Consider the following 26,393-nt stretch of genomic DNA (forward strand, 5'->3'; position numbering starts at 1 on the left):
CGGCCTAAGCCCCGATGGCAAGCCGTTCTTCGTTTACACCAACTTCCGGGTCCCGCAGCACGTAACCACGCCCCCAAACAGTTTCGATATGATTTTCACCATTGGTCGCGTTGCTCAATTTTTTGCGCAATTTACAAATGAACACGTCAATAATTTTCAGTTCCGGCTCATCCATCCCGCCATAGAGATGGTTCAGGAACATCTCTTTCGTCAGCGTTGTCCCCTTACGCAACGATAGCAATTCAAGCATTTGGTATTCTTTGCCGGTCAGATGGACAGTGTTCCCGCCAACATCCACGGTTTTCGCGTCTAGATTGACCGCAATGCGTCCGGTTTTGATGATGGACTGGGCATGCCCTTTCGACCTGCGAATAATCGCATGAATCCGCGCGATCAGTTCTTCACGATGGAAGGGTTTCGTCAGATAATCATCCGCGCCGAAGCCAAATCCCTTGATTTTTCCTTCGGTGCTATCGTCGCCCGTCAGGATCAGGATTGGTGTGTCGATCCGGCTCATCCTGAGTTGCCGCAGCACTTCGTGACCGTTCATATCAGGCAAATTCAGGTCCAGAAGGATCAGGTCGTAATCGTACAGCTTGGCAAGATCGATCCCTTCTTCCCCGAGATCGGTCGCATAAACGTTTAGGTTCGCATGAGTGAGCATCAATTCGATGCTTTTTGAAGTCGTCGGGTCGTCTTCAACCAGCAGTACGCGCATCTGTTTTCTCCGCTTTTTCTTGGCACCACCAACATATTGCAAGAATAGTTAATGACACGTTACCGGTAACATAAAAGATGCCACTTCTCCCTAGGGTTGTCTATAGCGCTGCAACGACGTCGTCTTCAATGCGGCCTCCCCGTGTTCGGCAACTGCGGTTTCCCATTCCGCAAACTCTTCATCGGACAAACTGTACATCTCCAACGCCTCAGGCCGTGTCAGCAGCCCTGCGGCAACGGCTTTTATGACGGACGCCTTGCGCGATGCCACCCAACGTCGTGTATCGGTCGGTGGCAGATCAGCGCGGGTCATCACAGACCCATCGGGCAGCGTCACGGAACGTGGCCCATCAATCTTTCGCAAATACATCTTGCTTCCCTTTGCATTTTGCACTGGGACGCACATATGAAGAAAATCGCTTAAGTTTCGGTAAGCTTGCCGAAACGGAGTAACTTGCAATTTCAGCAAATTTGTTGGAAACGCCCTGAAAGCCCATAAAAAATTGGTGTGATATGTCTTTGGATCAACCGTTAAATTCCCTTGGTTTTGCAAAACCGCCGTCGGAAACCCGCGTCGTCGTAGCGATGTCAGGTGGTGTGGACAGTTCCGTTGTCGCGGCAAAGTTGCACGAAGAAGGCTATGACGTCGTCGGTGTGACCTTACAATTGTACGATCACGGGGCCGCTTTGGCCAAAAAAGGGGCATGTTGCGCGGGGCGTGATATCCACGATGCACGCCGCGTCGCCGAAGAGATGGGGTTCCCCCACTACGTCCTAGACTACGAAAACACCTTCAAAGAAGCCGTGATGGACGAATTCGCCGATAGCTATCTGGCTGGTGCAACGCCCGTGCCCTGCATCCGCTGCAACGAGCGTGTGAAATTCAAAGACCTGTTGGAAACCGCCCGCGACCTCGACGCGGATTGCATGGCGACCGGTCACTACATCCAGCGCATGATGGGTGGCGCGGGCGCCGAACTGCATTCCGCAGGCGACCCAACCAAAGACCAAAGCTACTTCCTGTTCTCGACCACCCGTGAACAGCTTGATTACCTGCGGTTTCCGCTTGGACATCACACGTCCAAGGAAGAAACACGTGCGCTCGCCGCGAAATACGGGCTAAGCGTTGCGGACAAACCCGACAGCCAAGACATCTGCTTTGTACCCAACGGCAACTATGCCGCCGTCATCGAAAAACTGCGTCCTGGTGCTGCCGAACCTGGCGATATCGTGGATACGGACGGGAACGTCCTTGGTCAGCATCGCGGCGTCATCCATTACACCATCGGTCAGCGCCGCGGCCTGGGGATCGGCGGCTTGGCAGACCCGTTGTATGTCGTGCGGCTGGATGTAGACAAAAAGCACGTGATCGTCGGACCGAAAGACCTGCTCGCAACACGCAAGGTCCCCCTGCGGGAAATCAATTGGCTGGGCGACGGCGACTTGATGGACGGTGGCGAACGGACAATAGCGGTAAAGGTTCGCTCAACCAAGCCACCCATTGATGCCGTTCTGCGGCCAATTTCGAATACCGAAGCTGAAGTCGAACTGCTCGTCGCAGAAGAAGGCGTATCACCCGGGCAGGCTTGCGTCTTTTATGACCCCGACGGAACCCGCGTTCTTGGCGGCGGCTGGATCTGGCGCGGTTATTGAGCTACACCCAGCATGAAGCCTCTGCCAAGTAACCTTCAGGAACTGACATCAATGCGGGCCTTGGCGGCCTTCATTGTGGTGATTTTTCATCAGTTCTTTGACGCGGCCAATCCCCCTAGCATTGGAAACAACCTGATCGCCGACGGCCATTTAGGTGTTGATCTATTTTTCATGTTGAGCGGCTTTATTCTGGCGCATGTCTACCTCTCAGCGTGGCGAGAGGGCACGTTTTCCTACAAACGCTTCCTTACAAACCGCTTCGCCCGTCTTTACCCCCTTCACCTGACGATGACGTTGATCTTTGTTGTGGCCTACCAGGCGCTTGCGATCATGGGCGCGGAAACGGTCGCCGAAGGTCAGAACTGGGCGCATTTGCCATGGCATTTCGCGCTTATGCATGCGTGGGGGGTGACGGACGGGCATTCTTGGAACTTCCCGTCTTGGTCAGTCAGCGCCGAAACCTTCGCCTACCTGATGTTTCCAATCAGTCTGACAATCGCATTGATCTTTCGACCAGTTGTCACTCTTGTTCTGGCGATTTGCCTCTTCGCCGCCGCATCCCTGTTCACCTTGGCCGTCCTCGATCGTTCCATCACCAAACTGATGTTTGATTTCGGGATCATCCGCGTCATGACCGAATTCCTCATCGGCTTGGCGATATATCTGGTCATGGAGAAAAGACGGCTTCCCGATGTCTGGGTCAGACCTTGCCTTTGGATCAGCGTGGCAGCAGTTGGGCTTCTATCTGCATTCCAAGCCGATGAACGCTTGATCGTCATGGCGCTCGCCGTGTTCCTTGCGACACTGGCGCATTTGGCCACGCAAGAGCGATCAAATAGCCTGCGCCATCCCGTCTTGATCTATCTGGGCGAGATTTCGTACGCGACCTACATGGTACACATCCTCGTACTATTTGCCGTCCCTGTTGTCGCTCAACGGGTTGGTGGAATAAGCGAGCAAATGACCGCTGCCATTTCGATCACCACGATCTACGTGGCATCCGTGATCCTGTATCACGTTATTGAACGACCCGGACGGCGCTGGATCAGACGCCTGTTAGGATCACCCGCTTGACACCGAATGACCATCCACCATGGTCTACGCAAGGAAAACCGCGCACTGAACAGGACAGGACAGGACAACCGGATGAGCCGACCGCACCCCATTTGGAGCTTCCTGCGCAATCATCTTGGCGTGTTCGCCATCTTGATCATCGCATGTGCCGCCGGTCTGTGGTTCGCCGCCGACATCTTCTTGGATTTCTTGTATTTCAATGATCCGCGCCATCAGGATGAAGCGCTTAAGGCATGGATGACACCGCGCTATGTTGGCATGTCCTATGACCTGCCACGGCCCGTTGTTGGCGAAATCTTTGGGCTGACCGAAGGTGGGCCGCGCGGCATGACCATGCGTATGATTGCGGCTGAACAGAACATGTCACTGGACGCGTTGACCGACAAGGTCCGTGCTGCTGCAGAGGCTTTCCGTACGGAGATCCAAAAATGACCGCAGCGGTGATCGGCCTCGTTCCGGAATACGGACTTTTCCTCTTGTTTGGCGTAATATCATTAGCGTGCCTCGCGATACCGCTGCCGTCGTCTGTTCTTGTGCTGACATCTGGCGCGTTTGCGGCGTCGGACGACCTGACGCTGTGGCAGGTTTTCGTCGTAGCATTTGTGGCGTTCCTCATTGGCGACCAAATTGCATTTATGATCGCATCCCGATTTGGGCCGCGCATTTTGGATTGGATGCGGGGCAAACCGCGCCTGCTGCCCGTTCTGGAAAAAAGCGAAGCTTTGCTGCATTCCAAGGGCCATGTCGCGGTGCTGCTGAGCCACACGATCCTTAGCCCCACCTGCCCTTACATCAGTTATCTGTGCGGCGCGGGTGGTATGCGATGGCTGAAGTTCACGATCATGGCCGCAATCGGGGCCGCGATCTGGACAGCCGCCTATGTGTCCTTGGGCTACATGTTTGCATCCCAGCTCTCGCAGGTCGCCGATATCCTCAGCAACTTCTTCGGGATCATCTTTGCGGGCCTGTTAGTGCTCTATTGCGTGATTTGGTTGCGCCGTAAATGGCGGGCACATCTAGCAGAAATCGCTGCCGAACACGGCCAATAACCCTTACCAACCTCGATTTGTCGCCTGTGCAACGGGCCGCGACGGAAACGCTGCCCTGCTGCGTTCAATGCTTAACGGTATGACCCAAAACGTTGGTTAGGTTATTTTTGCGCCCCAATTCCCCGCGACCCATAAATGCACCGACGTTAAACTTTTTTAAAAAGGGAACGACACGTGAATCGCATAGCTGAACTTCTAGCCGAGACTTTAACGTCCGCCGAACGCGGCGTACTCAGCAATATTGCGCATTCAAAGCTGCAACACGACGCAGACACGATCGCGAAACTGAAAAGCCTGCGACTGATCTGCGATGCGGACACACCCGCACTTTATTCATTGACTGGTCTCGGCAACGAAGTCGCCTATATCGTCCGCGTCAAGCTCGCAGCGTAGCAAGTAATCTAGACGCCCCTGGCCGTGTCACAGCACCGTAATACGGTAGCCTGCACGCGGGAAATGCACCGCGACCTCACCAACATCGTCACCCTTGCGATCAATGCTGACGGTTTCGGCGTCGGCATAACGCAACGTCCCTTCGACAGGCTGTTCGCCCCCATCAACGTCAGGGTTGATCGAAACACGATCACCAACCTTCAAACCTTGCGGATCATTTGGCGCCACACCAATCAACGACTTTGGCGCAGTACCTTGCGCCGTCTCCACCGCTTCCTGCGCATCCAACGGCGTTGGTGTCCCATGGCCCAACGCGGCAACATCCAGTTCCCAACGGGTCAATGCGGTGAATTCGGACAACATCTCGGGGCCACCAGACCAGCGGCCTTTGATGAACCAGATGATATGATAAACCTGCGCATCAATCGCGGCTGGCGCATCGCCCAACAGATATTTGCGCCCATCACTGAACACGCTGTTGATCCACGACAGCGGCGCACGCAACTGCGCCACAATATGCGGCAGATCAGTGTTGGCTTTCTTCAAACCTTCGGCCCAATCTTCCCCCAAATACAAACGCCCGCGGTCTTCGGCAAAGTCAAGTGGAAGATCGTCACCCTGCGCGCCAAGAACCAGCTTCAGGGCAAGCGTGAACAACTCTCCGTCTGTCCAGCGGCTCAGACACCACATCAGCCCCGCATCAGCAGTGGGCATATAACTCGGCTCCGGATAACGACGGTCCAATTCACGCAAGATGCACTGGCTGTCGCAATAAATATCCGCACCGATCTGCATCACAGGCGTACGCCGATACCCGCCCGTCAATGCAGTCAGCATCGGCTTTGGCGGCAAACGAGGAATTTCAACATCGCGCCACGCAAGCCCCTTGATCCCAAAGGCCACACGCACCTTTTCGGCCACCGGAGACTGAGGGTAGTTGTGAAAGATAATCTCGGGCGTCGTGTCAGTCATTCGGTTACCTTTTCAAAGTACGGGTCTGGTCGTGTCGCACCGTGCAAGCGTCTTTGGCAAAAGTCCACCGGACACACACCGACACGAACAAACCGCGATGTGGTTTTTTCCCTAGCGCCCACCCCAGTCCGCGCATATTCCTGCGCACATGATTTACGAAACTGCAGCCGAATGGCGTAACGCCCCCCAGAAACGCGTCCTCATCTTTGCGATGTCAGGGCTTGGAAAAACTTATCTGTCCACCATGCTGCGCGACGGCGGCGATTGGTTCCATTACTCGATCGATTACCGGATCGGCACGCGGTACATGGGCGAAGCGATTGCGGACAACGCCAAACGCGAGGCGATGAAGGTCCCGTTCCTACGCGACCTGCTGCGGTCGAATTCGATCTACATCGGGTCGAACATCTCGTTCGATGACCTCAAACCGATGTCGTCTTATCTTGGCAAACCGGGTAATCCGGCGCTGGGCGGGCTGGATTGGGACGAATACACCAAACGGCAGGACCAGTTTCAACGCTCAGAAATCGCAGCCCTGCACGACACCGGTCACTTTATCGAACGTGCGACCGATCTGTACCAATACCCGCATTTCATCTGCGACACAGGCGGATCAATCTGCGAATGGGTCGACACAGACGACGATAAAGACCCGATCATGACGGACCTCGCGTCCAAAACGCTGATGGTCTGGATCGAAGGGACTGATGCGCATACGGCCGAACTGATCCGCAGGTTCGACAAAGAACCAAAGCCGATGTCCTACGATCCGGTCTTTCTGTTAAACACTTGGCAAGCTTATCTGGCCGAATTTAACAAAGCGCCTGATCAAGTTGATCCCGATGACTTTATCCGCTGGGCCTTTGCAAAGGCGCTCGCCCATCGTCAGCCGCGCTACAAGGCGATGGCAGATAAATGGGGCATCACAGTCCCCCAAGACGCGGTCACACGTGTTCACGATCAGGAGGGTTTTGTTGGCATGATCGCTGACGCCCTTGAGATGCGCAGGGGTTAGCCCTATCTCTGCCATCCGACCCACGTGAGGTTACACTATGCCGATTAAACTACCCGCCGCCCTGCCCGCTTTTGACGTTCTGACCAACGAAGGCGTCATGGTGCTTGATGAAGACCAAGCCGGTCATCAGGACATCCGCCCATTGCGGATTGCTTTGCTGAACCTGATGCCCAAGAAAATCCAGACAGAGAACCAGTTCGCACGCCTGATCGGGGCAACCCCGTTGCAGATTGAACTGACGCTGATCCGGATGTCTGAACACCAGACAAAGAACACGGCGGCGGAACACATGGCCGAATTCTACCAGCCGTTCCAAGACGTGAAGGACCAGAAGTTTGACGGTCTGATCATCACAGGCGCGCCGATTGAACACCTCGACTTTACCGATGTGACCTATTGGGACGAACTGCGCGAAGTCATGGACTGGACCCAGACCAACGTGCATTCCACCTTCGGGGTGTGCTGGGGTGGTATGGCGATGATCAACTACTTCCACGATGTGAAAAAACATCTGCTGGATCACAAGGCCTTCGGGTGCTTCCGGCACCGTGTCTGTGATGCGGCGTCGCCGTACCTACGCGGCTTCTCGGATGACTGCGTGATCCCTGTCAGTCGATGGACCGAAATGCGTCAGGACGAAATTGACGCAGCGTCGGGGCTGAAAACCCTGATCACAAGTGACGATTCTGGTCCCGCACTGGTTGAAGATCCGGCACATCGTGCTCTGTATATATTCAACCACTTTGAATACGACAGTGGGACGCTGAAACAGGAATATGATCGCGATGTTGCCGAAGGCACGCCGATCAATGTGCCGACCAACTATTATCCGGGGGATGATCCGACCCAACCACCGCTGAACAAATGGCGTTCCCACGCCCATCTGCTCTATGGGAATTGGATCAACGAGATCTACCAGACCACGCATTATGACATTGATAAAATCGGCACTTAAGGGACTTTCATACACGGGCGCGGCGCTGGGCCTTTCGGCTTTGCTGACGGGCTGTGTGTCATCCGCACGGACCCAAGCCACCGAAGAGGCGTTCCCGCCTGTCGGCCAATTCGCTGACGTCACAGGTGGGCGCGTGCACTACGTGCAAAAAGGGTCCGGCCCGCATGTGGTTCTGTTACATGGTGCGGGCGGTAACCTGCGCGATTTTACCTTTGATCTCGTAGACCGGCTGGCAGATGATTTCACCGTAACAGCCTTTGACCGTCCGGGTCTTGGATACACAGACCGGGTACCGCAAGTTGAGACCGGACCGCTGGCCACGGACGGCGACAGCCCAGCCGATCAAGCGCGTATGTTACGCGAAGCCGCAACCCAACTTGGCATCGAAAATCCAATCGTCGCGGGTCATAGCTTCGGTGGTATCGTCGCCATGGCTTGGGCAGACATTGGTCTAGGTGAAGAAGCACCTGTAAACGCCTCTGGCATCGTATCTTTTGGCGGTGTTCTAATGCCATGGCCCGATGATCTTGGGGCCTATTACACCGTGAACGGCAGCCCCATTGGCGGCGCCGTCGTGATCCCACTGATTTCAGCATTTGCGCCGCTCAGCACCATCGAAGGTGCGGTAGAAGGCATCTTTGCGCCCGACCCCGTCCCCGAAGGCTATGTCGCCCACATCGGTGCGCCTTTAGCCGTGCGCCAAGAAACATTCCGCGCGAACGTCCGCCAAGTAAACACCCTGCGCCCGCATGTCGTGGAGATGACCACACGCTACCCGCAGTTAACGCTTCCCATCGAAATCCTCCACGGGACAGCGGACACAACGGTGCCTGACTTCGTTCACCCGATTGAATTTGTGAAAATCGTGGACAGCGCACGTTTGACCAGCCTACCCGGTGTCGGCCACATGCCGCACCATGCTGACCCGCAAGCCGCAGTCGACGCGATTGTACGCGCAGCTGACCGCGCCGGATTGCGTTAAGCCTCTAAAATCGCCATAACTAGCGAAATTCAGGGAGTTTTATCATGTCTAAACCGCTTGATGGTGGGATCAGCGCCTACTTCAAAAACGAAGCGCCGGACGATGTGGTTGATCTGATCAAATCCGCCAAGAAAAAGCGGATCATCAACCCCGATTACCCATACGACACGGCGTGGGACAAAGACGCCTATGAGGCCGAAATCGAAGCGCTGCAAATCCAACTCGTGCAAATGCAGGCATGGGTCAAAGAGACCGGCCAACGCGTTGCAGTCGTTTTCGAAGGCCGTGATGCGGCTGGTAAAGGCGGGACGATCAAGCGGTTCCGCGAGAATCTAAACCCGCGCGGCGCACGTGTCGTAGCGCTTTCCAAGCCGACTGAAGTCGAAGCAACGCAATGGTATTTCCAACGCTATATCAAACACCTACCCGCCGCTGGTGAAGTCGTTTTCTTCGACCGCAGCTGGTACAATCGCGGCGTTGTGGAACACGTGTTCGACTTCTGCACACCTGATCAGCGCCAACACTGGTTCAACCAAGTCGGCGACTTCGAAAAGATGCTCGCCGACGACGGCATCAAGCTGTTCAAAATCTGGCTCAATGTCGGGCGTGCAACGCAACTGAAACGTTTCCTCGACCGCGAAAGCGATCCGCTCAAGCAGTGGAAACTCAGCTGGATCGACGTCGCTGGCCTTGCGAAATGGGACGCCTATACCACGGCAATTGACGAAACATTGACACGCACCCACACCGATTTCCCACCGTGGACCGTTGTGCGGTCCGACGACAAAAAACGCGCCCGTGTGAACGCCATTAAGTCCGTACTGCAAGGTCTTGATTACCCGAACAAAGACCTGCCCAAGATCGACGATAAAATCGCTGGCGGACCGGACCTGTGGAATGCCTAAACAAGGCTATCATCACGGCAATCTCCGCGAGGCACTTGTCAAATCCTGCCTCACGCTGATCGAAGCCAAAGGCCCGACCGGTTTCTCCCTCTCCGAAGCCGCACGCGAAGCAGGTGTGACACCCGCTGCCGTCTACCGCCACTTTGCGGGCCGCGAAGACTTGATCGCGGAAGCCGCGCACCAAGGTTACGACATCTTCGGCGATCTGATGGAACACGCCTATGATGGCGGCAAACCCTCTGCATTGACGGCGTTCCTCAAAACAGGCCGCGCCTATCTGGCCTTCGCCAACAAATTTCCGGGCCATTACGTGGCCATGTTCGAATCCGGCATTTCGATCCAACGAAACCCAGCGCTCAACGCCTCCGCGACCCGCGCGCTGGGCGTCTTGGAAAAAGCGGCAACAGACCTAAGCAACCACATCCCAGCGGACCGCCGCCCGCCGCCACAGATGTTCTCGGCCCACATCTGGGCGCTGTCACACGGTGTCGTCGAACTTTTCGCCCGCGGATCCCCCGGCACCAAAAGCCCCTTTCCCCCCGAAGACCTGCTCGAAACAGGCATCGGCATCTACCTGCGCGGACTTGGCCTTTTGCCGCCCGACGCCTGACCTCATTTGCACATAGGACAACACCAATGGACGGAACCCTTGCCCTTATCTGGTTGCTGACAAGCGTCGCTGACATGACGGCGAATGACTGCCCGAACGAAGGCTGCCTGATCAAAGAACCCGCGCAAGCGCGCCTGTCATACCAATTCGCCGACGTGCAATTTAACGATGAAAGCATCGCCGAAGAATTCTACATGGGCTACGACAGCCACCGCCGCAAAGGACCGTTCCAACCAACATACGGACTGTCCCTGACGACGGACGGTTCCGCATGGTTTGGTGTCGGCTGGAAATGGACATCGCAAAACGTCTTTGACAGCCCATTGTTCATAGAAACATCCATGATGCCAGGCCTTTACGCGCCACGCGAAGGCATCGACCTTGGCGGTCCCCTGCAATTCCGATCAGCTTTCGGGATCGGGTACGAATTCGACAACGGCAGCACGATCACTGTGGCCTACGACCACAGATCCAACGCAGACACCCAAGCGCGTAACCCGGGGCTAGAAACACTGTCCATCCGTTACGCAGTCGAATGGGAAAACGGACCGCAGATCACGTCGCGGTTCTAGCAACCGTGGTCAGAATGGCACCGCCCCAAAACAGAGCGGTGCCAACATCACTTTACGTCAAACGGTAACGCAGGCTTGGCAACCAAGACAGGATGAACGCATCCACCGCCAGCACACACAGCAACGCAATCCCAGCCATTGGGAACGCCATCGAAACGGCCAACCCCACAAACACCGCGCCCTGCCATAACGGCAACTCTTTCGGCATGGGTGGCGCGGAAAGCCGGCCAGCATGCGCAGGCTTACGCTTCCACCACAGCACAACCGAACTGACGCACAGGAACAAGACAGACAGGCAGATGATCGTGTTGGCCAAAACGCTCCACAATCCTAAGGTGCCCATATGTAGCGCGATCCCAACGGCCATGGCTTTCCCCGCGACCGAATAATCATCGAACCGCACATCAGCCAAAATTTTACCCGAGTATTGATCCACATGAACAGTCCGGTCGGACATCGGATCAGTGCTATCCGTATTCATGGAATCGCGGCTCAACGTCCACACACCCGTTGCGGAACGCGGCACGTTCAACTGATAGCGGGCATCGAACCCGATTTCACGCGCAAGGCGGTCCACCGTGTCGATGGTCACGGGACCCGCGTCCACACCCGCAACACCCGCGTCACTACCGGACGCAGGCAATGGTGTCTGCTCCAGCGCCCACGGCACTTCACGGCGGTCGTGGTTCAAACTGGCGTGGGTTTCGTCAGATAACGGGACTTCGTTCCATTTCTCTGCAGGAAACTGGCTCCACGCTTGAACCATCTTACCACCCCAAATGCCTGCCCACGACAGACCTGAGATCAGGAAGAACACCAAAAACAAGGATAGCCAGATGCCAACAACGCCATGCAGCGATTTCCACACCGCGCGACCGCGGCCAAAAGTTGGGATCAAGGCGCGACGCCATCCCGCATCGCGCGGCCACCACATATAAAGCCCCGTGGCAATCAGGACCAACGCCAGCGACGCGGCTGTCTCCAGCATTCGGTCACCGGTGACACCAAGCATCAGATCACTGTGGATACCGTCGACGACATCATACCACCCGCTCCGACGTGGGAATGTCTCGATCACCTCTGCGGTGTATGGGTCAACGGCAACCATCGTGGCATCGCCACCAGAATCGACTCGAAACAACGCCGCCACATCGGATGTACGCGGGGCGACATATTGCTTCAGTGTCCCGTCGGATATAGCGGCCACGGCAGCATCCGCCTGTACGGAAACCGGCTGAACAATGTCCTGCGGGATCACGGCTGTCCGTTCCCCGTCTCTCCCGTCAATCCACGCGATCCACAGCATGGCCATTCCTGTGACGGCCAATACGGTCAGGAACGGAATAACAAATAAGCCAGCGTAGAAATGCCAGCGCCACGCGGCGAAATAGAGTTTGTTCACGCGGCCCTCGGGCGGCGCGGTAATTTCGGTTGCTTTCATGATTTGGCTCCAAGCCTTGAGACCCGCTTGCGAGCGGGCGAAATTGAACTCTGTTAGGTGAAGAGATCAGGCTTGGGGTGGTGCGCGCGTCAGCCGCGCGGGATCAAGTGGGCGCGCGTTGTGCAATTGAACGGCGACAAAGGTCTGAATGCGCGTCTGTTCCAGCAGACGCATTGGAATGCCGTGGCAATCACGCGGAATAAGCGCGCCACCCGCCAGACGGCAGGCCTCACACTTTTGACCCAAAGCACCGTCCTGCCCGCCTGTATTGCCACAAATATCAGACAACGAACCGCCAGCAGCGACATAGGCTGCAAGCTCGGGCGTCATTTCAGATTGAACTGCGGGAGAATGCGCAAATCCGGACATCACCATCGCGCAAATCAGCGCAACGGGCGTCAAAAGACTGGAAATGATCCGCAATGCTTTGAACATGCCACGCGACCTAAATCATTTCGATGCCAGACACGAGAGGCCATTTACCAAAAACAACCCCGACGCAGCCCCGACGAATCGCAAACAAAAAGGGCGCCCCAAAGGACGCCCTTTCCAAAACCATAGACCCAAAGCTTAACGCTTGGAGAACTGGAAGCTCTTACGCGCTTTTGCTTTACCGTACTTCTTACGCTCAACAACACGGCTATCGCGTGTGAGGAAGCCAGCAGCTTTCAGCGCAGGACGCAGGGCCGGATCATAAAGCTGAAGCGCCTTAGAAACACCGTGCTTCACCGCACCAGCCTGACCAGAAAGACCACCGCCTTTGACAGTTGCGACAACGTCGAACTGACCAGCAACACCAGCAACAGAGAATGGCTGCGCCAAGATCATCTGCAGCACTGGACGTGCAAAGTATGTGTTCATTTCTTTGCCGTTCACGGTGACCTTACCAGAACCTGGCTTGATCCAAACGCGTGCAACAGCGTCTTTACGCTTACCAGTGGCATATGAACGACCCAGTTCGTCACGAACTGGTTCACGGTTGATGACGACTTCAGCCACAGGTGCTTCAGCGACAACGCCTTCTGCAACCGCGCCGAGCTCTTCGAGAGAGTTGATCTGATCGGCCATTATGCAGTCCTCGTGTTCTTTTTGTTCATGGACTTAACGTCCAGAACTTCAGGCTTCTGGGCTTCCATGCCGTGCTCTGCACCAGCGAAGACGCGGATGTTTGTCATCTGCTTCTTGGACAGTGGACCACCTGGCAACATGCGCTGAACAGCTTTCATCAGAACGCGCTCAGGGTGCTTGCCTTCAAGGATCTCGCCTTTGGTGCGGGATTTGATCCCACCCACGTGGCCAGTGTGCCAGTAGTATTTTTCATCACGTTTGTTACCAGTCATCTGAACTTTGTCAGCGTTGATAACGATCACGTTGTCGCCCATGTCCATGGACGGCGTGAAGGATGCTTTGTGCTTGCCGCGCAAGCGCATGGCGATGATGGACGCGAGACGGCCCAGAACAACGCCTTCAGCGTCGATCAGGATCCATTTCTTGTCTACATCTGCCGGAGTCGCAGAAAAGGTTTTCATATCTCACCAAAAAGGTTTGGGGGGACCATTACAGCCCCGTCATTCGGATAACGGGCTTATAAAGGTGTGCAGGACACAAACAAGAGAAAAAGAATCAATTAAGTTATTGTATTTCAACAGGTTAAAAATAAGGTATCAAAATACCCCACACAATTATCACGCTACGGACGTTTCCCCGCCGAAACTCACACCATTCGCCCACATCCCCACCACAGCGAACGCTTCGTCTCGCATTCACGCGCATGGAATGTTCAACGGGCCAACTCGCTCATCGATATCTCGACATCGCTTCAATCACCGTCGCCCGATCCTGAATCGCACCCGTTTGCAGGTATTCCATCGCTTTGAGTGCCGCTTCATGCGCCTCAACGGATGATCCACCGACACAATCGGTCACGACGCGGCAGAAGTAGTCGGACTGATGCCCATCAACAAAGGTATAGTGGACGCAGACATCGGTCAGCCCGCCGCACAGCAAAAGCGTGTCGACCTTCAGCCCCCGCAGCAGAATTTCCAGATCAGTTCCGAAAAACGCGGAGTAACGCCGCTTCGGAATGATGTAGTCGCCTTTGCGATATCCCATTTCCTCTTTGGCGACGTCTGTACGCGGATCACCTTCCAGACAGTGAACGTCCTCGTCTCCGTCCAATTCGCGTCCGAAATCAATAAGGTCAGATCGATGGATTTCCTGAATGAAAATCACCGGCACGTCGTTCTCATGGGCGGCATCCACCAAGTCGCGCGCAGCGATCATCCGATCCTTATAACCCGGCATGTTATCGATGGACCGCACTTCACTATCGTCAATGAAGGTGCTTTTCTGAATATCGATCACGATCAACGCAGGCCGGCCTTCGATCAGATTTCTTGCTGTTTTGGTTGCTGTCGTCATTTTCGTGTCCCTTCGTATTAATGCGCATCTGATCCGATGAGAAACATCCCGATCATCAGAAATATCAGACCTGCTATTCCGGCCATGCTAAGATTTTGATTGAACGCCATCACGCCCACAATCACCGATCCGACTGAACCGATCCCGGTCCAAATCGGATAGGCGATCCCAAGCGGTAGCCGTGCCATCGCGGCATAAAGAGCCACAAGGCTCGCGATCATCGCAACAAGCGTCAAAACGCCAAGCGTCCAAGAGAAACCAATACCAAGTTTCTTGAGCCCCGCGGCCCAAGCGACTTCCAATGCACCTGCGATGAAAAGATAAAACCAAGCCATTTCGACCTCCACTATCCGCAGGTCGTCCTGACTAATGCCCTGTCATGGCCGGGTCGTCCCGGCAAGCCTAGCTCAAAGGATTAAACGTGACATCAAGACTTGTCAATTTACCGGTCGACTAGGAATGGCGGCAAAAGAAACATCCCGACGTGAGTCTTCAAAATCGGCTCAATCCGCGTGCCGAACCGCCCGTAACGCCCCCAATCACACCGAAATAATATCCGGCGGATTATCCAGCATCTCGCGCAGCGTTTGCATCCCCGACGCAAAGTGTTCGTGGCTCACCTGTCCGTTAATCGCAATCCGCACCGCATGGTTTGATCGCCCATCACGCAAAGCAAAATCCTCTGCCGATTTGATCAACACACCAGCGGTTTCCGCCTGCTGTTTAAATTCCCCAGCACGCCAGCCCATTGGCAGCTCTAGCCACAAAAACGGGACCTGTTCTGACCACGTCAGCTTGTGACCGCCAAGGATATTCACCGCGGCCCGCACATCTTCGGCAATCCGGCCTTTGATCCGCTCAATAATGTCCGGCAATTCGGGCTGGGCCATAATGTATGCATACATATCTGTCACCAGCCGCGTCACACCAAACGAATGGAACGTGGACGTGCGGGCAAGGTTCGCGCCCCAATCCAAAGGCGCCACCGCAAAACCGATCCGCAAAGCGGCCGTCAGCGACTTTGATGGCGACGTCACATACCACCCTAAATCCGGTGCCAACGCGCGATAACTTGGTCCGTTATGTTCCGTCCGCATCAACCGATAACAGTCGTCATCAATAATATGGATACCGTAGCGCTGGGCCAGTTTCGCAATCTGCTTACGGCGTGGCGTCGATGTTGTGCGCACAGTCGGATTGCAGACCTCGGCAGAGGTGCAAAACACCTGAACGCCCTGCGTTTTGATCAAATCCTCAAGGACCGCAGGATCAGGCCCTTCGTCATCCCAAGGCACCCCCACAACTTGAGCACGCGACATGACAGCAGCCGAACGGAACCCACCGTAACTAAGCTCATCCACCGCGATAACAGGTGAAGGTCCATGCAGAACCGTTTGTAAAATCATGATAATCGCGCTTTGGCCGCCATGCGACGTAATCACATCGTTTTCATCAAACGGACCGACTGGGGTATCGGTCAAAGATGCCTTAAACGCGCGCCGTGCAGCGATATCTGTGACCCGGCTCGGGTAGTTCAACAGATGTTCGGGAACCATATCCGTGGCGAGCGCCTGCAAGGCTCCCCGCATGATTGCACCCTGCCCGACCTCTGGCATTTTCGGGCTCAACAGATGAACCCGCTCGGATAACTCAGCCACGTTATCCAGCATCGCAGGTGCGTCCCAAACCGATTGCGCAACAGCTTTGCGTTCCGTCACAAATGTACCGCGGCCCACACCTGCGGTCAGACGCCCCTCATCTGTCAGGACCGCATAGGCCCGCGCCACGGTGCCCGGAGTGACATTGATTCGATACGCAAGATCACGCACAGGCGGCAGTTGTTCACCGGCAGACAATTGTCCCGATACAATCGCTTCGCGAATGGCCTGCGCCAACGCCTTATACTTCGCACGCCCCGCACCAGACAGACTTGGTTGCCATTTTGTATCGGATACAATCATTCTCTCGACCCACGCATGCAGTACAATGTACCAAATAGATACGAAACAACTGCAAATGTGTCAATACAATTTGAAAGGGACGCATCATGTCATCAAACGCTATCCACCCCGCCCAACTCGCTCTACTCAACTCTCAGGCACAGCTTCCAACGCTGGCCCGTGTTGCTGTGACCGTGGCGGTGATGGCGACGAAATGGGACATGAATTGGCGAACCCGCAAGGCGCTTGGTCGTCTTGATCCATACGAATTGGACGACATCGGCCTCACGTCAGCTGAGGCCAAGCGCGAAGCGAACAAGCGCTTCTACCAACGTTAAGATCTTCCTGACTGGGCCGGATATCCTCCGGCCCCTTTTTTTAGTGCTTGGGGATCGAATACGTGAGCGACGCCCGCGCAACAGGATCCGCCTGCCCTTCGCTGAACAGCAGAACATCCCCCACAGCCAAAACGCGCCCCAATTTAAGAACCCGCGCCTTTGCAATCAGATCAACGCCAGCGGCAGGTTTACGCATAAAATCAATGCTGCAATTGGTCGTCACCGCCAACCCGACCGGCCCGATCCGCGCCAAGATCGCAAGATACATCGCCACATCCGCCAGCGCGAACATCGACGGACCTGATACAGTCCCGCCCGGACGCAAATGCTGTTCTTGAACACGTAACCGCACTGTCAATTCCGTCTCATCCAACGCATCGAGCCCGAACATGTCCGCGACTTGCGTGAAATCCCGTTCCAAAAACGCCTCGAGCGCCGGAATATCCATTTTCAAAATGTCAGACATGTCTTCCCTCACTCCCAATCACGGCCTAAGCTTCCGTGAAACCAACCTAAAGGCAAGCCTATGACATTGCTCTCACGCGACGTTACTGACCATATCGCACACATCGAAATGACAGCGCCCGCACGGCTGAACGCGCTGTCCGACGCGATGCTGGCAGCGCTTCACGCCGAACTCGATACAATCGCGAAAGACGATACAATCCGTGTTGTGATCCTGTCCGGCAGTGGAAAAGCGTTCTGCGCAGGCCACGATCTAAAGGAAATGCAGGCCGGACGCAGTGCCGATGATGGCGGGGCCGCCTATTTCAAAGACCTATTTGGCCGTTGTGGGGCCTTGATGCAGCGCATTCAAACGCTCCCGCAACCCGTCATCGCTCAGGTCCACGGCATCGCCACAGCCGCCGGTTGCCAACTTGTCGCGACATGCGACATGGCAGTCGCGGCTGACACGACAAAGTTTGGGGTCAACGGGGTCAACATCGGCCTGTTCTGCTCTACGCCGATGGTGGCATTAACGCGCAATATCCCAACGAAATCTGCATTTGAAATGCTGACAACAGGCCGCTTCATCGACGCCACAGAAGCACAACAACTTGGCCTGATAAACCGCTCTGTTCCAACAGAAAATCTGCAATCAGCCACCCGCGCTTTAGCCGCAAGCATTGCCGCGAAACTGCCCGCCGCCGTCCGTTACGGTAAGGCAGCATTTTACGCGCAATCCCACATGGCGACACAGGATGCCTATGCCTTCACCGCCGACGTCATGGCCGCAAACATGCAGGATCGCGACACCAACGAAGGCATCACTGCCTTTTTGGAGAAACGCAAACCGGACTGGTCCTAACCTCTTTTGGTCAGAAATACCTTGCGGGGTCTGGGGTGCAAAACCCCAGATGGCCCCGCAGGGCCATCCTACAGATCGTAAATATCGCTAAACTTCGCTTCGAGGTAATCCAGCAAAGGTGCCTCGCTCGGCGCTGCACCCGTCGCCCGCGTGATCAAATCTTTGGGTTCATAAAGACCGCCAAAGCGTTGAACATTCTCGCGCAACCATCCAGTGGCCGCCGCCGTGTCGCCAATTACCAGATCAGCGTCGACCGACGGAACCGCCGCACGCATCGCTGTGTTCAGACAACCTGCATAGACGTTCCCAAGCGTATAGGTTGGAAAATACCCAAACAGACCTTCGGACCAATGCACGTCCTGCAAAACCCCGTTCGACGGTTTGTCCACCGCGTACCCAAAATCAGACAAGAACCGGTCGTTCCACGCAGCCTCTAGATCCGCCACCGCCAAATCACCTGACATCAGCGCCCGTTCCAGATCGAACCGCAGCAAAACGTGCAAGTTATACTGCACCTCGTCGGCTTCGGTGCGGATAAACCCGTCCGTCACACGGTTCACGCAGGCATAAAACGCACGCGCATCCGCGATGCTAAAATCACCAAAGGCGTCACGCATCTGACCATAGAGCCACCCAGTGAACGCCTCCGACCGCGCAAGCTGGTTTTCATAAATCCGGCTTTGGCTTTCATGCACACCCATCGACACACCACCACCAAGCGGCGTTAGCAGATGTTGTTTATCGATCCCTTGCTCATAACACGCATGACCGACTTCATGGATTGTCGAGTAAAAACAATTAAATGGATCACGTTCCTCAGTCCGCGTCGTGATCCGCACGTCTAAGCCAGCGCCGCTCGAAAACGGGTGAACAGCCTTATCAATCCGTCCGCTTTTCAGGTCATAGCCAAAGGTTTGCGCCAGCTTGGTCGACAAAGCCAGTTGCGCCGCCTCGTCAAAGGAACCGGACAAAGCGGCAGGCGCAGGTTTGTTCAGGATCGCTGCACGCAGCGCCACCAGACGCGGACGCAACGCGTCAAACATCGCACCAAGTTCAGCACCCGTGGCACCCGGTTCATAGTCGTCCAGCAACGCGTCATAGGTATCCGCATCGCCCGCAACCGCAGCGGCTTCTTCCCGCCGAAGCGCCACAACCTTGTCCAACATCGGCAGGAACGCTGCGACGTCTTCATTGGCCCGTGCATCCGCCCACACGCGATGCGCAAGCGACGTTGTTTTTGCAAGTTCCGCCGCTAGTTTAGCAGGCACTTTTAACGTCCGCGTATACGATCGTTTGACCTGCCGCAGGTTTGCAGCTTCAACATCGTTTGCAGCCTTTGCGGTCTCAAGCCAGTCACCAATCCGCGGATCAATCCGCCGCGCGTGCAACACGTTCGCCATCGCGCCATGTTCTTCTGCACGTTGGTCAGTTGCCCCTTCCGGCATCATCGTTTCTTGATCCCAGCCCAAACGGCCAGCGACCTGAGACAGCGCTTCGGTTTCGCGCTGAAACCCCATCAATTCTGCATAAGCGGACATCTACGCGGCCCCCCGTACAGATTGCGGCAACGGATAAGTCGCCAAGAACCGCGCCCGCAGGACCAAGACCCACAGCACAACCGCGCCAAACTGATGCACAATCGCGATCTGCCACGGTGCGGAATACAGCACGGTCACAATACCCAGGAGCATCTGAACGACCATCATCGCCAACACCATATTAAATCCGAACCGCGTTTGCGCATTGGCCGATTTGCGCGCGCGCAGCCAAACGACGATCCCGAAGACAAACAGGACATAGCCCGCCATCCGGTGCATGAACTGGACCAGCCCCGCGTCCTCAAAGAAGTTGCGCCAAACAGGTTCCAATACAAACGGATCAGGCGGTAAAAACCCACCTGCCATCAGCGGCCATTGTGGGAAAGCGCGACCCGCATCAATGCCGGCGACCAAAGCGCCCAACAGAATCTGGATGAACGTCAGTCCAACCAAAACCGACGCCCATTTCGCAAGTGTCGGATTTCCCAAACGACGCGCCTGCAGCAGGTCCGCTTCGCGACGCGAAAGCCGCAGAATGTACCACGCAATGAACCCAAAAATCACAAACGCGAGGCCCAGATGCGTGGCAAGCCGATAAGACGCCACATCCAGCATCCCCGCTTCAAGCCCGCTGGAAACCATCCACCAGCCAATCGCGCCCTGCAGGCCGCCCAACGCGCCGATGAACAACAACTTCCCCGTCCAACCTGTTGGAATATTGCGGGTAATCGCAAACCCAAGGAAACCAAGCGCCCAGACAACACCAATGAAACGGCCCAGCTGACGGTGTCCCCATTCCCACCAGTAGATGAACTGGAATTCAGTCAGGGACATGCCTTTGTTCTGCTCTTGGTACTCCGGAATTTGACGATATTTATCAAATTCAACCTGCCAATCCGCCGCATTCATCGGCGGCAATGCACCCGACACGGGGTTCCATTCCGTGATCGACAACCCGCTGTCGGTTAACCGCGTTAAACCACCAACAGCGATCATGACTGCGACAAGCGCAAACAACACGTAAAGCCACGCGCGAATGCCCTTACGCGCGCCCTGTCCTTTCGCGTCGATCCCGCCAGTCGTGACGGCTTTCTTTTCGGTCGTATTGACCTCTTCAAAAATATTGCGGGGCTTGGTCGCCATTTACGGGATCTCCGGATGTGTCAGTGCACGCATTGTGCACGGGTTGTGCACGCGAGTCACAGGGCAATTTGGGGCTTAATCGCGCTCTTTCCAGCGCACCATTTGTCGCATCACGCCGTGCAACATTTGCACATCCGCGCGGGTCAACGGCAGACGCGACCACAGGTTACGCAAATTGATTTTCATGCTCGGCGCTTTGTGTTCGGGATAGAAAAAACCGGCGGTTTCCATCCGGTCTTCGTAATGGGTCGCCAGCGCTTCCATTTCAGCGTGTGACGCCCATTCACCTTCCATGGAAACGGTGGATGGCACGGTGTCCACGGTTGCCTGACGCCATTCATAGGCGGTCAACAACACACATTGCGCAAGGTTCAGCGACGCAAATTCAGGGTTCACAGGGACCGAGATAATCGCGTTCGCCTTGGCGATGTCATCGTTTTCCATCCCTGCCCGTTCAGGTCCAAACAGGATCGCAACTTTTTCACCATTTGCAATACGTTGCGCGGCGTCCTTCATCGCGAATGCGGGCGTGAATACAGGCTTTGTCAGCTCGCGCGGACGCGCAGTCGTGGCATAGACATAGGTACAATCGGCAATCGCGTCTGCAGTGCTGTCGCACATCACAGCTTCGTCCAACAGCCGCCCCGCACCGCTGGCCATCGCAACCGCTTTTTGGTTTGGCCACCCATCACGTGGACTGGTAATCCGCATCCGGTCCAATCCGAAATTCCACATCGCACGCGCAGCCGCACCAATATTTTCACCCATCTGCGGACGGATCAGAACAAACGCGGGTTGAGGCGTATCTTGGGGCATTTCGGTTCCTTTAAAGATCGCCCGCCTGATACGTGGCACGCGCGGTTAAGACAAGCGTAACAGCTTTGCGACACTGATAGCCAAGCGGCAAAAATCCAGCTAAAGGGGGGCAACACAAGATAAAAGACGGAATTTACCCATGGCCGACTCAGACGTAGAACTGCCCCAGCTGTACCTGATCACCCCGTCAGAGGTCGAATTGATGACCTATCCGGATATTCTCGGCGCCTGTCTTGATGCCGCCGAGGTCGGATGCGTCAGATTGGCCTTGGGCACAAAAGACGAAGACGTGATCGCCCGCACGGCAGACGCCCTGCGTGAAGTGACCCACGCGCGCGACGTCGCATTGGTGATCGATACACATATCCAACTAGTCGAACGTCTGGGCCTTGATGGCGTGCACCTGACGGACGGTGCGCGTTCTGTGAAGAAAGTCCGCAAAGAGTTGGGCGATGATGCAATCGTCGGCAGTTTCTGTGGAAATTCCCGCCATGATGGTATGACAGCCGGTGAACTGGGCGTTGATTATGTGGCGTTCGGCCCCTGCGGACAGACGTCGCTGGGAGATGGATCACAAGCAGAAGTCGAGCTGTTCGAATGGTGGTCCATGATGATCGAAGTGCCGGTTGTCGCGGAAGGGGCGTTGACCAAAGAATTGATCACCAAGATTTCGCCGCACACTGATTTCTTCGGTATCGGCAACGAAGTCTGGTCCGCAGAAGATCCGATTGCAGCTTTTGCCGATCTACGTACAGCGATCGTGGCTTAGGCCCGCACGCACTGCATTTTCAACAGCAAGGCTTAGGTCTTTGCGATTTGCGAAATCGCGCACCTTTACTGGTTCATGATACCGCACACTGACCGCCCCCTGACGGGTCGCGGCCAGTGTGGCCAGTAGATGCGGACCAAAGTCCATATCGCCCCACCAACCGTAAATACGGGGATCGCTGCTATCGTCAGGGATGTATTTCACTGTGACGGGTTGAATCCGCATAGTCTCACGCAGATCATCGTCAAAAAACGCAGCAAATAGCGTCGGCTTGAACCCAAGAACCTGAAGGCCATCCGTCGACGTACCTTCAGGGAAAAACAACAGCTTATGGCCCGCCCTTAATCGTTCCTGAAAAACAGAAACCTGCGTTTTTGCACTTTTCCGATCACGCTGAATAAAAACCGTTCCGGTGGCCCGTGCGAGCCAGCCGATACCGGGCCATTTGGCAACTTCTGACTTCGACACGAAGTAAATCCGCTTGGTCGCGTTCAGCGCAAAAATATCCAGCCAAGACACATGATTGGCGACAACAGCACCGGGTCCGCGCATCACTGTGCCCTGAACTTCGTGCCGTATACCCATGATGTAAAACGCATTCTTGCAAACGAACTGCGTGATGAACGGTGTGATCGGGCGCTTGGCCTTCCAGATTGGAGCTTCGATCAATCGCACGACCAAGAGCAACACCAAACACACCGCGATCATCAAGATCAGCGGCACGCCCCGTCGGACAATGTGAAACCAACCGATGAGCCCGATTGCTGGCATTGTCGGATGGTCAACAGAATCCCATGGTTCCGACACGTTATTGGGCCCCCAGCATCGCGCGTTGGCGCGCCGACAACTGCGCGGTTTCCAAAATCATGCAAACATCCGTCGTTTGAAAATCGAGATCAACAAACGCGCCAGCCCCCACAACGCCGCCCATTCGAAGATATGCTTTGATTAAAGACGGCATCGCAACCATAGCGGCCCGATGATCATCCACGTCACCTGCGAATTCAGACGGATCAACGGCCCCGTCACCATGCGCACAGGGACGTATATCTTCGGGTGCCAGATGCTTCGCATGCAAGTGCCGAATTGAGTTCCGGTGAACATCCAAATCGACGCCCGGAAAGGACGCAACGCCAAACAAATACGAAATATGATGGGTCTCGACGTACCGGGCCAATGCCTGCCACAGGTGCATCAAAGACAACCCACCTCGATAATCCGCCCGAATACAGGATCGGCTTAGCTCCAGCACGTCATCGCGTCCGTCGGTCAAAGGTGTCAGGTCAAATTCGCGAGCCGAGTAAAACCCGCCGGCGTCCATTGCCTGGCCAGTCCGCATAAGGCGATATGTTCCAATGACTTGTGCCGCACCTTTCAATGACAAATCACGCAAAATCAGATGATCGGCAAACGTATCAAAAGGGTCACCTTCGGTTTGCGCGGCGTGGTCGGTTCCAGCGCTATCAGCTCCCATTTCCTTGCAGAAAACATCATAACGTAACCGTTGCACCGCGTGCAGGTCTTCTGGTCCTTGGGCCAACGAGACCGCAAATCGGGAAGGTGGAGAAACGATATTCATGGGACTGGCATTATGTCCTGAGATGGAAATTGATGGTTAGCGATTATTAACACTCTATCAACTTTCTGCAGCTACACAAAACAGACACGAGTTGACAGAATTAATGCCTACGCTACCCTTGGTTGCAAGATATTTCAGAAAGTGACTATTTCAAGAATGACGTGTGCGGCATCCATAACGACCTTTCCTTCTTCGCGAAAATTGACCGTGATTTTCCCTGCAATATTCGATTGGACCTGCCCTTCGCCCCACTCTGGCTTCTCGGTGTGACGGACGATCATACCCGGCTCAAGTATCGCGTTCATCTCAGACATCGTATCTCTTTCACGTTAGGCCCAAATCATGCGCAATGATATCGCAGCACTGGTCGGATCTCGTATATGCCACGACCTTATCAGCCCAATTGGGGCAATCGGCAATGGGGTCGAATTGATTGGATTGACTGAATCGACTTCGGGGCCGGAAATGGCGCTGATCAGCGAAAGTGTCGAGAACGCAAATGCACGGATCAGGTTCTTTCGCGTGGCCTTTGGTGCCGCCAGCGCTGACCAGATCATTGGCCGGACCGAAGTGCTCTCGATCCTGTCAGCCACCGCAAAATCAGGACGGTTTACGTATTATTGGCAGGTCGACAACGATCATGCGCGACGCGACGTGCGCATCGCATTTCTACTGCTGCAATGCTTTGAAACCGCGTTTCCGGTCGGTGGCGACATCACCACTATTCAAGACGCCGATACATGGACCTTAACCGCCCATGGCGACAGGATGAACTATGACGAAAACCTGTGGGACAGCCTGACGCGGCCCAGATTGGGATACGAACATTCCGCCGCCGAGGTGCAATTTGCCCTGCTTCCCATTGTGCTGCAGGAGGCGCGTCGCACCCTGAATATCGCAGTAACCGGTGACCAGATCACCGCGACATTCAAGTAAATACAATTAAGACCGGATCGTTCCATCGCCCGTGACGAGGTACTTAAAGCTCGTCAATTGGGTCGCACCGACGGGTCCACGGGCGTGAAGCTTGCCCGTCGCGATCCCAATTTCGGCACCCATCCCGAATTCGCCACCATCGGCAAACTGCGTTGACGCGTTGCGCATCAGAATCGCACTGTCGAGTTGCGTGAAGAAGGTTTGCGCAACAGCGTCATCTTCGCAGATGATCGCATCCGTGTGGTTGGATCCATGTTCCTGAATATGCGCAATCGCCCCGCCGACACCGTCAACAACGCGGGCGGCGATGATCATGTCCAAAAATTCGCGGCCAAAATCATCTGGTTTCGCGGGTATCGTTCCTTCGACTTTTGCCAAGGGTCCGTCCGCACGAACTTCGACGCCCGCCGCGATCAGATCATTCACCAGCCCTGCGCCTTGCGCGTCAAAAAAGGCTTGGTCGATCAGAACCGTTTCCGCAGATCCACAAATCCCGGTCCGGCGCGTTTTTGCGTTCAACAAGACCGCGCGCGCCTTTTCCAAGTCTGCGGATCCATCCACGTAGACGTGGCAAATCCCTTCAAGATGCGCAAAAACGGGCACGCGGGCTTCTTTTTGCACCAACCCAACAAGACCTTTACCACCACGCGGCACGATCACGTCGATGTGGTCAACGGCTTGCAACATCGCGCTGACGGCTTCGCGGTCGCGGGTTGGGACCAATTGAATCGCCGCCTCGGGAAGGCCCGCGGCTCGCAGTCCTTCTTGCAAACATGCATTGATGGCCGTTGCTGAATGAAAACTTTCCGACCCGCCCCGCAAGATCACTGCATTACCGGATTTCAGACAAAGCGCGCCTGCGTCCGCCGTCACGTTCGGACGGCTTTCGTAGATCACACCAATCACGCCAATCGGCGTGCGGACACGTTGAATGTGCAGCCCACTGGGTTGCGTCCATTCTTCGGTCACTTCGCCAACGGGATCGTCCTGCGCAGCCACTGCACGCAATCCATCGACCATGCCTTTGATGCGGTCCTCGTCCAGCATCAGACGGTCCATCATCGCAGGACTGAGGCCCTTGTTCGCGCCAAACGCCATGTCTTTGACATTCTCTGCTATGATGTGGTCACGCTGCGTCCAGACGCCGTCTGCTGCTGCTTCCAACGCTTTACGCTTCGCCGGTGCCGGAGTTGCCGCGAGGATCGCTGCTGCGGCGCGTGCGTTTGCGCCAATTTCATGCATCATATCTTTGATTTCAGTCATTTT

Annotated in this window: 33 protein-coding genes; 15 read left to right on the forward strand and 18 right to left on the reverse strand. The window is 55.5% G+C overall.

Annotated features, from left to right (window positions below; genetic code table 11):
- Positions 1-4 precede the first annotated feature (4 nt).
- On the reverse strand, positions 5-718 hold the full coding sequence (locus tag MWU61_RS12680) for a response regulator transcription factor CtrA (RefSeq protein WP_247128750.1): 714 nt from the start codon (positions 716-718) through the stop codon (positions 5-7).
- Between the two features lie 90 nt (positions 719-808).
- Positions 809-1,087, reverse strand: coding sequence for a DUF1153 domain-containing protein (locus MWU61_RS12685; protein ID WP_247128751.1), 279 nt, complete (start codon positions 1,085-1,087; stop codon positions 809-811).
- Positions 1,088-1,230: 143 nt separating this feature from the next.
- Between MWU61_RS12685 and mnmA the strand changes: the two genes are divergently transcribed.
- The 5 genes from mnmA to MWU61_RS12710 all read left to right on the forward strand — a co-directional run bounded on the left by mnmA (position 1,231) and on the right by MWU61_RS12710 (position 4,886).
- A complete protein-coding gene (mnmA, locus tag MWU61_RS12690; protein WP_247128752.1) occupies positions 1,231-2,370 on the forward strand; it encodes a tRNA 2-thiouridine(34) synthase MnmA in 1,140 nt (379 codons plus the stop codon).
- A 12-nt stretch (positions 2,371-2,382) separates the two neighbouring features.
- Positions 2,383-3,444 carry an acyltransferase gene (locus tag MWU61_RS12695; protein ID WP_247128753.1) on the forward strand — a complete coding sequence of 354 codons (1,062 nt, stop codon included), beginning with the start codon at positions 2,383-2,385 and terminating at the stop codon, positions 3,442-3,444.
- A gap of 72 nt (positions 3,445-3,516) precedes the next feature.
- A complete protein-coding gene (locus MWU61_RS12700; protein WP_247128754.1) occupies positions 3,517-3,876 on the forward strand; it encodes a hypothetical protein in 360 nt (119 codons plus the stop codon).
- Positions 3,873-4,493 (forward strand): DedA family protein, encoded by a 621-nt coding sequence (locus MWU61_RS12705; protein ID WP_247128755.1) that lies wholly within the window; start codon positions 3,873-3,875, stop codon positions 4,491-4,493. Before MWU61_RS12700 ends, MWU61_RS12705 begins: the two co-directional genes overlap by 4 nt.
- 174 nt (positions 4,494-4,667) lie before the next feature.
- Positions 4,668-4,886, forward strand: coding sequence for a hypothetical protein (locus MWU61_RS12710; RefSeq protein ID WP_247128756.1), 219 nt, complete (start codon positions 4,668-4,670; stop codon positions 4,884-4,886).
- A gap of 27 nt (positions 4,887-4,913) precedes the next feature.
- On the opposite strand, the gene MWU61_RS12715 is transcribed toward MWU61_RS12710, so the two are convergent.
- On the reverse strand, positions 4,914-5,858 hold the full coding sequence (locus MWU61_RS12715) for a glutathione S-transferase N-terminal domain-containing protein (RefSeq protein WP_247128757.1): 945 nt from the start codon (positions 5,856-5,858) through the stop codon (positions 4,914-4,916).
- Between the two features lie 148 nt (positions 5,859-6,006).
- On the opposite strand from MWU61_RS12715, the gene MWU61_RS12720 reads away from it, so the two are divergent.
- From MWU61_RS12720 to MWU61_RS12745, 6 genes are read left to right on the forward strand one after another with little or no spacing between them, the layout of a single operon-like run.
- A complete protein-coding gene (locus MWU61_RS12720; RefSeq protein ID WP_247128758.1) occupies positions 6,007-6,873 on the forward strand; it encodes an ATPase in 867 nt (288 codons plus the stop codon).
- Positions 6,874-6,910: 37 nt separating this feature from the next.
- The gene (metA, locus tag MWU61_RS12725; RefSeq protein WP_247128759.1) at positions 6,911-7,828 is read left to right on the forward strand and encodes a homoserine O-succinyltransferase; all 918 of its coding nucleotides are present in this window, start codon (positions 6,911-6,913) and stop codon (positions 7,826-7,828) included.
- Positions 7,803-8,810, forward strand: coding sequence for an alpha/beta hydrolase (locus MWU61_RS12730; RefSeq protein ID WP_247128760.1), 1,008 nt, complete (start codon positions 7,803-7,805; stop codon positions 8,808-8,810). The genes metA and MWU61_RS12730 overlap by 26 nt, the downstream gene beginning before the upstream one ends.
- Positions 8,811-8,854: 44 nt before the next feature.
- Positions 8,855-9,715 (forward strand): polyphosphate kinase 2, encoded by an 861-nt coding sequence (gene ppk2, locus MWU61_RS12735; protein ID WP_247128761.1) that lies wholly within the window; start codon positions 8,855-8,857, stop codon positions 9,713-9,715.
- The gene (locus MWU61_RS12740) at positions 9,708-10,325 is read left to right on the forward strand and encodes a TetR/AcrR family transcriptional regulator (RefSeq protein ID WP_247128762.1); all 618 of its coding nucleotides are present in this window, start codon (positions 9,708-9,710) and stop codon (positions 10,323-10,325) included. The genes ppk2 and MWU61_RS12740 overlap by 8 nt, the downstream gene beginning before the upstream one ends.
- A 26-nt stretch (positions 10,326-10,351) precedes the next feature.
- Complete coding sequence (locus MWU61_RS12745; RefSeq protein ID WP_247128763.1) at positions 10,352-10,897, forward strand: acyloxyacyl hydrolase; 546 nt, start codon at positions 10,352-10,354, stop codon at positions 10,895-10,897.
- A 52-nt stretch (positions 10,898-10,949) separates the two neighbouring features.
- Here the strand turns inward: MWU61_RS12745 and MWU61_RS12750 are convergent, their stop codons facing one another.
- The 7 genes from MWU61_RS12750 to MWU61_RS12780 form a co-directional block, all read right to left on the reverse strand.
- Complete coding sequence (locus MWU61_RS12750; protein WP_247128764.1) at positions 10,950-12,338, reverse strand: PepSY domain-containing protein; 1,389 nt, start codon at positions 12,336-12,338, stop codon at positions 10,950-10,952.
- 66 nt (positions 12,339-12,404) lie between these two features.
- Positions 12,405-12,773, reverse strand: a complete 369-nt coding sequence (locus tag MWU61_RS12755; RefSeq protein ID WP_247128765.1) for a hypothetical protein — start codon at positions 12,771-12,773, stop codon at positions 12,405-12,407.
- 135 nt (positions 12,774-12,908) lie between these two features.
- The gene (gene rpsI, locus MWU61_RS12760) at positions 12,909-13,406 is read right to left on the reverse strand and encodes a 30S ribosomal protein S9 (RefSeq protein ID WP_247128766.1); all 498 of its coding nucleotides are present in this window, start codon (positions 13,404-13,406) and stop codon (positions 12,909-12,911) included.
- Positions 13,406-13,867: a 50S ribosomal protein L13 gene (rplM, locus tag MWU61_RS12765; RefSeq protein WP_247128767.1), complete on the reverse strand. Its 462-nt coding sequence runs from the start codon at positions 13,865-13,867 to the stop codon at positions 13,406-13,408. The genes rpsI and rplM overlap by 1 nt, the downstream gene beginning before the upstream one ends.
- A 268-nt stretch (positions 13,868-14,135) precedes the next feature.
- Complete coding sequence (locus tag MWU61_RS12770; RefSeq protein WP_247128768.1) at positions 14,136-14,759, reverse strand: cysteine hydrolase; 624 nt, start codon at positions 14,757-14,759, stop codon at positions 14,136-14,138.
- 17 nt (positions 14,760-14,776) lie between these two features.
- On the reverse strand, positions 14,777-15,094 hold the full coding sequence (locus tag MWU61_RS12775; RefSeq protein ID WP_247128769.1) for a multidrug efflux SMR transporter: 318 nt from the start codon (positions 15,092-15,094) through the stop codon (positions 14,777-14,779).
- A 204-nt stretch (positions 15,095-15,298) separates the two neighbouring features.
- Positions 15,299-16,720 (reverse strand): PLP-dependent aminotransferase family protein, encoded by a 1,422-nt coding sequence (locus tag MWU61_RS12780; RefSeq protein ID WP_247128770.1) that lies wholly within the window; start codon positions 16,718-16,720, stop codon positions 15,299-15,301.
- Positions 16,721-16,806: 86 nt separating this feature from the next.
- Here MWU61_RS12780 and MWU61_RS12785 point away from each other — a divergent pair, with 86 nt between their 5' ends.
- Entirely contained in the window at positions 16,807-17,037 is a 231-nt protein-coding gene (locus tag MWU61_RS12785; RefSeq protein ID WP_247128771.1) for a DUF1127 domain-containing protein, read from the forward strand.
- Between the two features lie 40 nt (positions 17,038-17,077).
- Here the strand turns inward: MWU61_RS12785 and MWU61_RS12790 are convergent, their stop codons facing one another.
- Positions 17,078-17,503: a PaaI family thioesterase gene (locus MWU61_RS12790; RefSeq protein ID WP_247128772.1), complete on the reverse strand. Its 426-nt coding sequence runs from the start codon at positions 17,501-17,503 to the stop codon at positions 17,078-17,080.
- A 60-nt stretch (positions 17,504-17,563) separates the two neighbouring features.
- Between MWU61_RS12790 and MWU61_RS12795 the strand changes: the two genes are divergently transcribed.
- A complete protein-coding gene (locus MWU61_RS12795; protein WP_247128773.1) occupies positions 17,564-18,346 on the forward strand; it encodes an enoyl-CoA hydratase in 783 nt (260 codons plus the stop codon).
- A 68-nt stretch (positions 18,347-18,414) separates the two neighbouring features.
- Here the strand turns inward: MWU61_RS12795 and MWU61_RS12800 are convergent, their stop codons facing one another.
- The 3 genes from MWU61_RS12800 to MWU61_RS12810 all read right to left on the reverse strand — a co-directional run bounded on the left by MWU61_RS12800 (position 18,415) and on the right by MWU61_RS12810 (position 21,843).
- Positions 18,415-19,884: a carboxypeptidase M32 gene (locus tag MWU61_RS12800; protein WP_247128774.1), complete on the reverse strand. Its 1,470-nt coding sequence runs from the start codon at positions 19,882-19,884 to the stop codon at positions 18,415-18,417.
- Positions 19,885-21,027 carry a heme A synthase gene (gene ctaA, locus MWU61_RS12805; protein WP_247128775.1) on the reverse strand — a complete coding sequence of 381 codons (1,143 nt, stop codon included), beginning with the start codon at positions 21,025-21,027 and terminating at the stop codon, positions 19,885-19,887.
- A gap of 75 nt (positions 21,028-21,102) precedes the next feature.
- Positions 21,103-21,843: an RNA methyltransferase gene (locus MWU61_RS12810; RefSeq protein WP_247128776.1), complete on the reverse strand. Its 741-nt coding sequence runs from the start codon at positions 21,841-21,843 to the stop codon at positions 21,103-21,105.
- Positions 21,844-21,982: 139 nt separating this feature from the next.
- Here MWU61_RS12810 and MWU61_RS12815 point away from each other — a divergent pair, with 139 nt between their 5' ends.
- Positions 21,983-22,612 (forward strand): thiamine phosphate synthase, encoded by a 630-nt coding sequence (locus tag MWU61_RS12815; RefSeq protein ID WP_247128777.1) that lies wholly within the window; start codon positions 21,983-21,985, stop codon positions 22,610-22,612.
- Here MWU61_RS12815 and MWU61_RS12820 read toward each other — a convergent pair.
- The 3 genes from MWU61_RS12820 to MWU61_RS12830 form a co-directional block, all read right to left on the reverse strand.
- Complete coding sequence (locus MWU61_RS12820; protein ID WP_247128778.1) at positions 22,589-23,419, reverse strand: lysophospholipid acyltransferase family protein; 831 nt, start codon at positions 23,417-23,419, stop codon at positions 22,589-22,591. The two genes, MWU61_RS12815 and MWU61_RS12820, sit on opposite strands and share 24 nt — an antisense overlap.
- A 1-nt stretch (position 23,420) precedes the next feature.
- Entirely contained in the window at positions 23,421-24,191 is a 771-nt protein-coding gene (locus MWU61_RS12825) for a GNAT family N-acyltransferase (RefSeq protein WP_281502109.1), read from the reverse strand.
- A 134-nt stretch (positions 24,192-24,325) separates the two neighbouring features.
- Complete coding sequence (locus MWU61_RS12830; protein WP_247128780.1) at positions 24,326-24,505, reverse strand: DUF3553 domain-containing protein; 180 nt, start codon at positions 24,503-24,505, stop codon at positions 24,326-24,328.
- A 28-nt stretch (positions 24,506-24,533) separates the two neighbouring features.
- On the opposite strand from MWU61_RS12830, the gene MWU61_RS12835 reads away from it, so the two are divergent.
- Positions 24,534-25,127 carry a histidine phosphotransferase family protein gene (locus MWU61_RS12835; protein ID WP_247128781.1) on the forward strand — a complete coding sequence of 198 codons (594 nt, stop codon included), beginning with the start codon at positions 24,534-24,536 and terminating at the stop codon, positions 25,125-25,127.
- A 6-nt stretch (positions 25,128-25,133) separates the two neighbouring features.
- Here MWU61_RS12835 and MWU61_RS12840 read toward each other — a convergent pair whose 3' ends face one another.
- A complete protein-coding gene (locus MWU61_RS12840; protein WP_247128782.1) occupies positions 25,134-26,390 on the reverse strand; it encodes a glutamate-5-semialdehyde dehydrogenase in 1,257 nt (418 codons plus the stop codon).
- Positions 26,391-26,393: the final 3 nt, after the last annotated feature.

Source organism: Loktanella sp. F6476L, from assembly GCF_023015725.1.
Lineage (GTDB): Bacteria > Pseudomonadota > Alphaproteobacteria > Rhodobacterales > Rhodobacteraceae > Yoonia.